10 protein-coding genes and 1 pseudogene are annotated in these 11,858 nt (G+C 53.3%); 3 read left to right on the top strand and 8 right to left on the bottom strand.

The genetic code is table 11. From position 1 onward, the window contains the following. Positions 1-464: 464 nt before the first annotated feature. Complete coding sequence (locus LZU96_RS20010) at positions 465-776, bottom strand: type 1 fimbrial protein (protein ID WP_233988300.1); 312 nt, start codon at positions 774-776, stop codon at positions 465-467. An 864-nt stretch (positions 777-1,640) separates the two neighbouring features. On the opposite strand from LZU96_RS20010, the gene LZU96_RS20015 reads away from it, so the two are divergent. Next, entirely contained in the window at positions 1,641-1,919 is a 279-nt protein-coding gene (locus tag LZU96_RS20015) for a hypothetical protein (protein WP_233988301.1), read from the top strand. Between the two features lie 159 nt (positions 1,920-2,078). Here the strand turns inward: LZU96_RS20015 and LZU96_RS20020 are convergent, their stop codons facing one another. The 3 genes and pseudogenes from LZU96_RS20020 to LZU96_RS23645 all read right to left on the bottom strand — a co-directional run. Continuing rightward, positions 2,079-2,498 (bottom strand): bleomycin resistance protein, encoded by a 420-nt coding sequence (locus LZU96_RS20020; protein ID WP_233988302.1) that lies wholly within the window; start codon positions 2,496-2,498, stop codon positions 2,079-2,081. Between the two features lie 43 nt (positions 2,499-2,541). Further along, positions 2,542-3,150 (bottom strand): substrate binding domain-containing protein, encoded by a 609-nt coding sequence (locus LZU96_RS20025; protein ID WP_409520471.1) that lies wholly within the window; start codon positions 3,148-3,150, stop codon positions 2,542-2,544. Between the two features lie 102 nt (positions 3,151-3,252). Continuing rightward, positions 3,253-3,462 (bottom strand): annotated as a pseudogene (locus tag LZU96_RS23645) (helix-turn-helix domain-containing protein); the annotation flags it as partial. Positions 3,463-3,627: 165 nt separating this feature from the next. Here LZU96_RS23645 and LZU96_RS20030 point away from each other — a divergent pair. Further along, positions 3,628-4,479 (top strand): Vmh family MBL fold metallo-hydrolase, encoded by an 852-nt coding sequence (locus LZU96_RS20030; RefSeq protein ID WP_233988305.1) that lies wholly within the window; start codon positions 3,628-3,630, stop codon positions 4,477-4,479. 205 nt (positions 4,480-4,684) lie between these two features. Here the strand turns inward: LZU96_RS20030 and LZU96_RS20035 are convergent, their stop codons facing one another. Beyond that, positions 4,685-6,100, bottom strand: coding sequence for an amidase (locus tag LZU96_RS20035; RefSeq protein WP_233988306.1), 1,416 nt, complete (start codon positions 6,098-6,100; stop codon positions 4,685-4,687). Between the two features lie 110 nt (positions 6,101-6,210). Here LZU96_RS20035 and LZU96_RS20040 point away from each other — a divergent pair, with 110 nt between their 5' ends. Further along, entirely contained in the window at positions 6,211-6,774 is a 564-nt protein-coding gene (locus LZU96_RS20040) for a TetR/AcrR family transcriptional regulator (protein WP_233988307.1), read from the top strand. 76 nt (positions 6,775-6,850) lie between these two features. Here LZU96_RS20040 and LZU96_RS20045 read toward each other — a convergent pair whose 3' ends face one another. From LZU96_RS20045 to LZU96_RS20055, 3 genes are read right to left on the bottom strand one after another with little or no spacing between them, the layout of a single operon-like run. Then, positions 6,851-8,038, bottom strand: coding sequence for an HlyD family efflux transporter periplasmic adaptor subunit (locus LZU96_RS20045; RefSeq protein WP_419149900.1), 1,188 nt, complete (start codon positions 8,036-8,038; stop codon positions 6,851-6,853). After that, on the bottom strand, positions 8,038-10,242 hold the full coding sequence (locus LZU96_RS20050) for a type I secretion system permease/ATPase (RefSeq protein ID WP_233988309.1): 2,205 nt from the start codon (positions 10,240-10,242) through the stop codon (positions 8,038-8,040). The genes LZU96_RS20045 and LZU96_RS20050 overlap by 1 nt, the downstream gene beginning before the upstream one ends. Positions 10,243-10,273: 31 nt before the next feature. Continuing rightward, positions 10,274-11,755: a TolC family outer membrane protein gene (locus tag LZU96_RS20055; RefSeq protein WP_233988310.1), complete on the bottom strand. Its 1,482-nt coding sequence runs from the start codon at positions 11,753-11,755 to the stop codon at positions 10,274-10,276. Positions 11,756-11,858 lie beyond the last annotated feature (103 nt).

The raw sequence follows: 11,858 nt of genomic DNA on the forward strand, positions 1-11,858 counted from the left end.
TGACGCAGGCATAGCCGGGTAGCCGTCCGCGTTGCTGCGGTGGACGCATATCATATTGCGATAAGGGCCGGAGTTTGACGCCCCGCGCCAGCGAACCATTCAGCCAATCCGTAATACCGGATAAAGCGTTGTGTTAAAGGTGCCCAGGGGTTGAGGGATAACAGACTGCCTTCTTCCTGCAACGGCCGGTTAGTCGGGCAGGTCAACGCAGCGTGAGCCAGTTATTAATCCTGGATTTGAAATCCATTCGATATTAACCCTGACTTCAGCATGGCTTTATTGGGTGCCGTGTTAAAAAGCAGAATGGCGGCGGTAATCTCCTCGCGATAAATTAATTAGCAGGCAATCAATCACGCTTCTTATTTCTTAATTCATTCTATCTGGCTTGCGTCTATCAGCGGCAAATAAGCCGCTGATATCGTTGCCGGGCCGCATTTTACTCTTTCAGGAGGAAATAAAGGGGATCAGAGGTAGGTAACTGTAACCATGCCCTGCCGTTTAGCGGCATCAAGCCATTTCGTTTCGACTGTGAATGGCAATTGACCCATCTTTTGCGATTTCGTCATATCCAGGGTGCTGACTACCATTTTACCGGTCATCGGATCGGTACACTGAAGCGCCGCCGGATTCTGCATCACATTCATATCACAGGAGCCATTAACAATCGCTCCGCTGAAGCTAATAGTGCCGGAGGAAGACAAACTTTCTGCGCTGGCACTCTGTCCAAACAATGTAAAAAGCAGTGTGGCTAAGCAGGCGTTTAACGATAATTTCATTGCGCATTCTCCTGAGTGTGTCAGACCGTTATCGGCATTCACCGCGGTATATTGAGGCCAGCGATAAGAAAAAGAGGTAAGGAAACCCTCAGCGTGATGACTACCCTGCTGAATGCGTCATTACAGGGCGTTAAATAGCCGAATGTGACTTGACTGAATAAATTAAGACGTAGATGAGTATAGCTCAGCCGCTGGGCTTTGAGATTTTTCTTAGCATTTTTATTTAACGTCTCTGCTGGTCGTGATCAGCGATCAAGACTCAGGCTGGTGATTATCATTAAAGCGCTAACCATTTTTTTTCGTCAGCCTCATCATTTCGCTGCTGGACATCAAATGAATATATCGCGGTGCAACGCCGTTCCCTTTCAGCCAGGCACAGACCGGGTTACCAACGGCTGTGCTGAGCCTGCCGCACAGCGGCAGGTTTGCTGGTTATGTTGTTGACGGACGAAACGGGTTGAGTCGCGGCCAGAATCTGCCGTTTACACTTTTTTAGAGCGAGCCGATTGAGGATCGTGCGTAACGCACTTTACGTTTAAAAAAACATTGCGTAACGCCGCACTTCTGCTCATTGCTCCATGCCCTACGTTTTTTTTAATGGTTAATTTTTTAGCGCTGGAAATTAACAACATATTTTAAAAGATCTATTTTCCGAAACAGATTCAGCACTGAATAATTGTGCTTCCATAGAGCCCCTATCGAGTCAATCGAATAAAATCCATACTTCAAATGCCGGCCTGAATTTTAAATTAGCTTATGGCAATACTCGCCTTCGATTGATGACTCGCTGGCCTCAATACTTTGCTGCTAGAATTAGCACGCTGTTAATTTTAGCCGCACAACCTAAGTAATAAGGACGTTAAAATGCGTAAGTTAAATGTTGCAGAGATGAATGCCGTCAGCGGTGCAGATATTGGCTATGCCAGCCTGATGGGCATGTGGAATGATGCTGGCCTGAACTCAGGCATTTTTAATTACAATCGCGCCGCCAAAAGCATTAATGAAATTGGCCTGGCCAGCGCGACAGAGAATAAAAGCTGGGAAAACTCCGCCATCGGAGAAGCTGGCTGGACCCTCAACGGTTATGGTGAGAAAGTAACCTGGTTTAACAACGGTATGTTTATGGCCTTTCAAATCGGATAATATCATTCCGGGCAGAGAGTAAACCGACCTGCATTAAAGTAAAGGCCTCAGGCAATGCTTAATAACGAGGCCTTTAACCAGAAATATTATTCCGTCACAATATTCACCACCTGACCAGATCAGTAACCCGCTACGATTGTTTCTCAGTCACTCTTTGGATCAGGAGATAAACTGACTGAAACGCAGTAGATAACCATCCGGGTCCTGCACCAGACACTCTCGCTGACACGCCGTTGTCTCGCCGATAACATAATAATTATCCTGCAACGGCCGGAATAGCGGAATGCCATTCAGTTTCAGGCTCGATACTATCGGTTTAATATCATCAACCTCGATCTGAAAGTTAACGCCACGTCCAAACGGTCTTTCCAGTGCCCCCGTTTTCCAGCCCTCTGCGTGATATTGCTCAATCATTAACTGTGCGTCGCCGATGCTGAGATAAGCGAAGGGGGGATCTTTGCGCTGGTTCATCAGTTCAAAGCCGAGTATCTCGACATAGAAATGTAATGAAGCCGCGAAATCAGAGACGGTCAGCTCAGGCACCATAGGGTTCCAGTAGGTCGGTTGTTCATGACTCATTTTCAGCACCTTTTATGCTGTCAGTTAAGATCAGCGATGGGTCTTATCCGCTTACCTGAGCGATGGTTTTCTTCAGTTCATCCAGAAACAGCCGCAGTGCGGCGGACTGATGTTCGCGCGACAAATAGAGCCCCCAGATGCCGAACGTCTGCGGCTGATAATCTGGCAAGATCTGAACCAGCTTGCCGCTCTCCAGGCTGCTGCGCGCTTCCTGCTCCGGTACCATCGCCACGCCACAATCGGCGATAGCAGCGTCACACAGCAGCGATGAAATACCGGCACTGAAATTCCCGCGCACGGCAACGGCGATCTTTTCACCCTGCGGTGCGGTAAAATGCCAGCTTTGGCCGGCAAAACGACTGTAATAGAGACAGTTGTGAACCGCTAGCTCTTCTGGCGTCTGCGGCGTTCCCTGTTTTGCAAGATAGGCCGGTGAAGCACACAGCACCGAACGGCACTCACCCAGACCGCGTGCGATGGCACCCTTCTCCGGCGCATCGGTGATGCGGATGGCCAGATCGATCCGTTCACCAATCAGGCTGACCGGCTGATTGTTAATTTCCAGTTCAATACGCAGCGCCGGATAACGGGCCAGAAAGTCAGGAATAGCCGGGCCGACAAGATGCGTCGCAGTAAAATGCGCACAGGCAATGCGCAATGTACCGGCAGGTGAAGCCTGCGTCGTCTCCTGCTCTATCTCTTCCGAAAGTCGCGCCAGTTGACGGGTTCTCAGCAGGATAGCTTCGCCAGCCGGAGTCAGGGTTAAACGACGCGATGAGCGGTGCAGCAGACGGGTACCGGCCCACTTTTCCATCTCCTCCAGATAGCGGCTGACCATTGGTCGTGAGATCCCCAGCGCCCGTGACGCCGCACTTAAACTGCCCAGCTCACATATCCGGTTAAACACTGCCGCTGCAGTCACGCGATCCATCTCATCACCTGTACGATTTATGAAACTCAGCATCTCTGATTGCGGGAATTCTACCAGATAACAAAACCGGTAAAATAGCGCGCTCTCTCCCGCAGATAAAAAACACCAGTGGCTGAGCCATCAGCGACGCCTGCGGACTCTCCCGGCGCGGCGCTGAAATTTGTCAGGCAAGCACGCCCGCAACATGAAGGATAAATAATGAAAAAGACGCTGTTACCGTTCACCCTGATTCTGACCGCCACTGCGGCCACTGCGGCCCCGCTTCATTTCGACACCTATAACCCGCAGCACAACGGGGTTTTTGCCGTCTCCTCCACGCTGGTCAGCGGCCCGAAAGAAGCCATTCTGTTCGATGCGCAGTTCAGCACTCTCGACGGTGAAAAATTGGTTGAGATGATTAAACGTAGCGGGAAAACGCTGAAGGAGATTGTGATCACCTCTGGCGATCCTGATTTCTATTTTGGTCTGGAACCGATCGTGAAGGCCTATCCTGACGTGAAGGTGGTTGCGACGCCCGGCGTGGTAAAGCACATTCAGCAGACACATCAGGCCAAGCTGGCCTGGTGGGGACCTCAGATGAAACAAGGAGCGCCGGATAAGCTGACGCTGCCTGTCGTCACCCATCAGACCCGTTTCAGCATCGATGGTGAAGTGCTGGAGCTACGTCATCCTGATGAATATGCCGCTTACGTCTGGGTTCCGTCTGAAAAGACCATCCTGGGTGGGACGGCGATTTCATCCGGCATTCATGTCTGGACCGCCGATACGCAATCGGTGCAAAGCCGCACCGCCTGGCGCAACGTGCTGACTGAAATGCAGGGACTGCAGGCGAAAAACGTCATTCCTGGCCACTACCTCGGCGAACGTCCTGCCGGTAGTCAGGCTATCGATTTTACGCTGAAGTATCTTCAGAGTTTTGACGCGGCGCTGGCGCAATATAAAACCTCACCGCAGGTTATTCACGCGCTGAAAGCCGCCTGGCCGCAACTGGCCGAAGAAGGTTCACTGGCGCTGAGTGCCAAAGTGAATACCGGCGAAATGACCTGGTAAGCTGAAACGGTTTTTACTGTCGGCTCTTTTCGGAAACGACGGATCATCAGCGCCACAGGCAAACCGATCATCATCTGAACCCGGCCCGGCAACACAACGCGGATACACAGGCTGAGAGGAAATCTGACCGGGTGCGCAGGCGGTAAATAATCAGGAAGAGCCAGCTAGCCACACTTCCGCTCGCTGGCTTGATTAAGATTTAACTTTATCCCGGCAGTCCGGGATGCAGTCCCTTAACCGGACTTAGCATTTCCAGCCGGGTAGCAGCATCAAAAATCGTCGCTTCATCATGCCACCTGCCGGTAATCTGAATGTTGATCGGCAGACCCTCACGACTTCGGCCAAAAGGCAATGCGATGCCGGGTAAGCCGGTGACGTTGAGCGGGACGGTTGCGCCTTGCAGCCAGGTTGCGTCGACGGTCTGACCCTCTATCACCAGTTGCCCGATATCATGCTTGTGGGCCGGAATCGGTAATACCTGGGTAATCAGCGCATCGTAGCGCGAGAAGTAATCTGCATAACCATCACGAATCCGCTCTGCGGCCTGTTCCGCTTCGATGTAGTCATGCAGCGGTGTATCGGGCAGCGACAGCATAGTTCTGGCCATTTTATAGATCTCACTCTGATCCCGACCCGCAACCGCGGCGGCAAAAGCGGGCTTCATCTCCATCACATGCAGGCGATTGAATACCTCCAGCGCAAAATCCCGTTCCAGTGCCGGAATACTCACCGGCTCAACCTGAACGCCAGTCTGCTCAAGGGCGCTGGCAGCAGCTTTTACCACCGCGGCCACGTCGGCATCAACCGGTCCAAAGCCTGGCCCGGTCATCCAGCCAATGCGCAGTGGACGATCGTTCTGCCCCGTCCTGCCTGGCCCTTTTTGTCCGGCAAGGCTGGAAAAGGCATCCTGCCCATCCGGACCCGTCAGCAAGGAGAATGCGAGCGCAATATCACGAACTGAACGGGCCATCGGTCCGACATGCCAGAAACGGCGCGGAGCCCGTGGCCAGATGCCGGTCATCGGTATGCTGCCGTGAGTTGCTTTGATCGAGGTGATACCGGTTTGTGACGCCGGACCCCGGACGGAAATGGCCAGATCGGTACCCAGTCCGAGCGGAGACATGCCGGCAGCAATGGCAGCCGATTCACCGCCGCTTGAGCCACCGGGTGTGCGGCTCAGGTCCCAGGGATTATTGGTGCGGCCGCTGAGTAAATTGTCACTCTCAATCCAGTAGGAAAATTCGGGTAAGTTGGTTTTCGCCAGCAGAATAGCTCCGGCCTGTTTAAGCCGCGCCACGCTGGTAGCATCCTGGGCCGGCAGACGATGTTTAAAAATCGGTGAACCACGCTGGGTCATCACGCCAGCCGTATCGATGGAGTCTTTCACGGTAAAGGGCACACCGTGAAGCGGGCCCAGCGGCTGGCCTACGCGAACCGCCTGCTCAGCCAGTTTGGCCGCTTTCAGCGCATCCCCTGCCAGCGTTACGATCGCGTTTATCTGCGGATTCGTTTGTTCAATTCGATCAAGGTGAGCGTTAACCACCTCAACCGGTGAGACGTCACCGTTGCGAATCAGTTCAGCCAGCGCGGTGGCATCGTTAAAGAAGAGTTCGTTTTGCATTTTTACTTACCTACCTGTCAGTTGGTAGGGAAACAATGGATCGGCTATTTTCTGCTGTCAACAACTACCTGCCAGATGGTAGGATGAGATTATTGCCGCAGGAGGAACCGATGAGTAAGAATGCAAAAGAAGCGATTTTGTCTGCCGCACGCAAAAGTGCGCAGGCGCACGGCTATGTGGGCCTCAATTTTCGCGAACTGGCGAGTGAAGTGGGAATCAAAGCAGCCAGCATCTATCACCATTTTCCTGGCAAAGCGGAATTAGGGGCTGCCGTCGCCAGACGCTACTGGGAAGACACCGCCGCCGATCTTGAGGCGCTTCGTGAATCGAACCCGGATGCGCTGGCCTGTCTGCGGCACTATCCGCATATTTTCCGCCGTTCCCTGGAAAGCGAAAATCGCCTCTGCATGGGCAGTTTTATGTCAGCCGAATATGACGATCTCCCGGAGGCGGTGAAAACCGAAGTGCAGCATTTTGCGGATATCAATGTGGCGTGGCTCGCCTCGCGATTGCAGGAAGCGGGCGCGACCCCGGCGGAACAGAGCCTGCCGCGGGCGCGGGCCATCTTCGCCGCGGTGGCCGGAGCCCAGCTGATGGCCCGCAGCCGTTCCGACATTGCGCTGTTTGATCAGCTGATCGCGGATTATCAGGCTGCCGGCCTGTTACCCGCTTAAATCACGGCGCCGCGAACCGCCATCGCGCGCTTTCCCGGCCAAAAAAAACCACCTCCGGGGAGGTGGTTCGGGGCGATTATCGTTCGCGCAATGCTTCGCGGGCGCGATTAAGCGGTTTGAGCAGATATTCCATGATCGTTTTGCTGCCGGTATGGATTTCACCCATCGCGATCATCCCTGGATAAACCGGAAACTTTTTACCTTTTTTGTTCACCAGATAATCTTTATCGGTGCGGATATAGACACGGTAAAAATATTGATCGCGATGAACCTCATCCTGAATGGTGTCAGGCGATATCGAGGCGACTTTGCCTTCCAGCCCGCCGTAGATGTTGAAGTCATAGGCAGTCAGCTTAACCACAGCGCGCTGTCCGGGCGTGATAAAGGCGACATCGCGGGGCGCAATCTGCGCCTCAATGATCAATTGCTCATCCAGCGGTACGATCTCCATCAGGTTACCGCGTTGCGGAATAACGCCACCCACGGTTGTCACTTCGATATCTTTAACAATGCCTCTTACCGGTGCGACCACCACGGTGCGTTTCAGTGAGTCGGCGCGGCCGATGATAATGGAACGCTGCGAGGCGGCTTCAGCATTCGCTTTTGCCAGTTCCTCACGCGCCCGGACGATATACTGATTCTCGGCATCGCTGAGTTTGTTATTCAGCTCATTCGCCTGCCTTTTCAGCCGCAGCACCTCCACGTTACTGGCGGCCCCTCTTGAAACCAGAGAAGAGGTCAGCTGCAGTTCACGATTCACCAGACTTAACGCTTCGCGAAGCCCGCTTACCGTCTTTTCCAGGTTTTCACGGCGCGATTGATACAGTGCCGTTTCTGCCGCCACCAGCGCCGGATCTTCCAGCACCTCTGGCGGAAATATCAGCGCGGTGCCTGCCGTTTCAGCCTGTAATCGCGCAGAAGTTGCCAGCGCTGCCCGCAGCCGCCCGGTACTCTCCTGCAAACCGGAATCGATCTGGGTCGGGTCCAGCAGCGCCAGCACCTGACCCGCTTCCACCACATCCCCTTCGTGCACCTTGAGTTCTTTCAGTATTCCGCCTTCCAGCGACTGAATAATCTGCTCATGCGAACTGGGGATCACTTTACCCACGCCCACCGTCACTTCATCCAGCTCAAAATTTGATGCCCAGAAGAAGAACAGCAGCAGCATCACCATCACGGACATCACGATCAATCCGCCAGATGAGAAACCCCGCCGAGCAGACTGACGCTTCTTTTTCTTAATAACAGTGTGTAGAGAGGTCATCATTTTGCGGCTCCCTGAGTGCTAAGGTTGACTCTGCCCTGATGTGGCGCAGGCGTCGGTGAACGGGATACCAGCATCTCTTCTTTGGTGCCATCCCGGACGATTTTGCCGCTGTCGATCAGCAGAATACGATCGACCAGTTGCAGCGCAGCCGGGCGATGGGTGGCAATGATCAGCGTGCGATTACCCATCCAGGCTTTGAGTTTTTCAATCAGGTGCTTCTCTACCCCGTCATCCAGCCAGGCTGTCGGCTCATCCAGCAGCAGCACGCTGGGCTGACGCAGAATGGCGCGCGCCAGTAAAAGCTGCTGCCGCTGCCCGCCCGATAACCCTTTTCCTCCCTCCTGTAACGGATAATCCATGCCTTCCGGCAGCTGACGAATAAACTCAATGGCTCCGCTGATCTCCAGCGCCTGTAACATCTCCTCTTCCGTCGCCAGCGGCATCCCTAAACGAAGATTCTCGCGGATCGTGCCGAAGAACAGGGAGGATGTCTGGCTGACCAGCCCCACATCGCGACGCACATCCAGCGGATCAATCGAAGAGAGACGCACGCCGTCGAGCAACAGTGCACCTTCACCAGGCCGCAACAGACCCGCCATCATTTGCAACAGCGTGGATTTACCGGAGCCGTTGCGCCCCAGCAGCGCCACTTTTTCGCCCGCCGAAATCAGCAGCTTATCCACGGTGATCACCGCATTGGGTGATTGGGGATCGTAGCGATAACTGATGTCCGAGAAGCTGAACTCGCCGTAAATACGTGGCCGATGGATCTGAATGCTGCGTTCAGGCTGATCAACTTCGCTTTTCAGCAGGTTTTCAAGCCCCTCGCGGGCGACTTTAGCTTGCTGCCAGCGACTGAAAATCATCGTCAGTTGCCCCAGCGGCGCCATCATGCGTGACGCCAGCATCGAGCAGCCAATCAGCACACCGGTGGAAAGGTCACCGTTCATGGCAAAGAAAGCCCCCACCAGTACCACGCCGACATAGGCTACCGTCTGGACTTCACTGGTCCAGCTCATCAGCAGGCTACTAATAAAGCGCTGTTTTTTAGACGATTTACTGATCGCCTCATTCAGATGATTCCACTGATTCTGAAAATAGGGCTCAGCGCGCAGCAGTTTGATGTCATCCATGCCCTGGACCGCTTCGACCAGCATGGCATTGCGAACCGCGGACTCACGCATCGTGGCTTTTGAAAGTTTCGCCAGCGAAGACTGCGCCAGCAGACCAGGGATAATAATCAACGGCAGCGCCGCCAGCGGCACCAGCACCAGCCATCCGCCCAGCAGCCAGAGAATAAACAGAAAGATGATCAGAAAAGGCAGATCTGCGATAGCGGAAATCGTGGTTGAGGTAATCAGTTCACGGATCTGCTCCAGCTCGCGGATTTGCGCAATAAAAGAACCGGTCGATTTAGGTCGCAGGTCATTACGGATACGTAACGCATGGCCAAAGACCCGATCGGATATCCGCAAATCGGCGCTTTTCCCTGCCATGTCCGAAATATGGGTCCGGACAATTCGCATGATAAAGACAAAGGTCAGGGCGATCATCACGCCACCGAACAGCACCCACAGTGAAGGGATCGACTGCGACGGAATCACCCTGTCGTAGACCTGCATGGTAAATAACATCGCCGAGAGGCCGAGCACGTTGGAGATCAACGAGGCAAACATGACGTTAACGTAAGCCGGCCACTCTTTCAGAATGGTTTGCCACAGCCAGTCAGCACGGTGCGGTTTGATATAGTCATCGACACGCGCATCCGGCACCGAGGTTTCCGGCTTGGCCAGCAGCACCCGCTGCGCATGCTCCGCCAGTTCCTCTACGCTGAGCACCGTCTGAAGCTGGTTTTCACCACTCAGCATCAGGCTGACTTTGCCCTCTTCGCCGAGCGTGGTGATCACGCCGACGCCGCGCGGACCAAAATCCACGATTAACGGCAGCCGCCACGGATCGAGCAGGTCAGGATGAAAATCATCAAAAATAACTAACAGACCGAGCTGACGGGCCATATTTTCGATCAGTTGTTCCTGAGTGACCTGGTGCAACTGCCATTCAGCTTCGCCTTTAACCCGCTCCGGGGAACCGTCCAGACGATAATGTTTTGCCACCAGCAACAGCGCTTCAAGCCAGGGCGTAAAGGATTTCTTAGTTTCCCCGGCGGAGGAAACATCATCCTTGCGATCGGTATTTACCATAATAGTCTTCTCTTATTCTTAATAAGGCGTATTACGAGGTGATACGCAAACCCTGGACAAGCTGGTCATTAAAATTAAATGCCTCACGGGCCATTCCTGCCAGCACAACATAATTCACTGACGAAGCCCATAAATCGCAGCGCGCATTAATCAAATCCTGTTCGGCGCGGCTGATCTCCTGCTCGGCATTGAGTAAGTCGAGTACATTACGCGTACCCAGCGATAAATATTGCTCACGATACAACGAGCGCGTCTCCATAATGGTTTTCATTCTGCGCGTCAGCAGTGAAATATTGCGCTGCAAACCACTTACGCTCTGAAAATAATTACGCTGCTGATCGGTAATTTCGAGCTTTTTACTGGCAATCGCCGATCTTGCGGCCTCCAGCGCCCGGGCGCTGGCACTTTCCTGTGCCACTAATGCACCGCCCTGATAGAGCGTACTGTTTACAGAGATATAGACGTTCTGATACTGGCTATGACGCTGACTGTTCGCAATATCGCCCATATATTTATTGGTATTCGCTTCCAGCGACACCGTTGGATAACGCTGCGCTTTATAGTTACGTAATTCAGCCTGCGCGACCGCCGCATCCGCCTGGGCAATAAGAATTGCTGGATTGCGATTCAGATCGATATGGTTACGCTGGCGTTCAATTAACGGTAACAGCGACATCGGAGCAGAGATGCGGGTTGAGCCAACCGGCTGACCCAGCAACGACTGCAGATGATACTTCTGCTGTTGCAGTTTAATTTCGATATCCTGCTGCTGCGCCAGGGCGGCTTCAACACGCGCCTGGGCCTGCACCGGATCAACCCGCGTGCTGGCACCCGCTTCGGCCCGCATCTGCGTCAGGGCCAGAATATCCCGCAGCGCTTTCACTTCTTTTTTAGCGTTATCAAGCAGCTGAGAGTATCGATACACTTCATTCAGTGCCAGTGCGGTCTGCTGAATGATGGTGTCAACCTGTGCCAGTACGGTCGCCTGCTGGCGCAGATACTTCGCGCTTGCCTGGTCAACCGCACTGCCTGTTTTACCGAAGTCGTACAGCATCTGAGAGAGACCAACGGTTGCTATCTGCCCGTTGCCTTCGTCATCCTGACGACCCGAGGTGATTCCCGCTTTTATTGCCGGAAGATAACCGGCACTGGCAGCGTTAATCGAAAATCCGGCAGATTCCAGCGTCGCGATGCTGCTGCCAATTGAGGGATGATAATTTACCGCAAGGTGGATAGCCTGCTGCCAGTCAGCCGGTAATGATTTATTCCCGCTGCTCTGCACATTTTCACCCGGCTCCATCTCGACCTTAACGGGTTTAATTTGTAATTTGTCAGCCAGTGCGGTACTACCCGCTGGCGTTTTTGTGGCTTCAGGCGTATCAGAAAAAGCGCCCCAAAAACCTGCCGGTGCTTCCTTTATTTCAGACTGAGCAAAAGGATTGGCATTCTTTTCGGCGGCAAATACCGAAGGCAGCGTTATTACACAGCAAAGGGTAATAAGTAATTTTTTCATGATGTTCTGAAGCTCTCTGGTGTGAATGAATCAAACGTTACTTAAAAAATTGATAAATAGCAGGCTGAAATATATTCAGCCTGCTATGACTATCACTTACTTT

The organism is Pantoea agglomerans, from assembly GCF_021397715.1.
GTDB lineage: Bacteria > Pseudomonadota > Gammaproteobacteria > Enterobacterales > Enterobacteriaceae > Pantoea > Pantoea astica.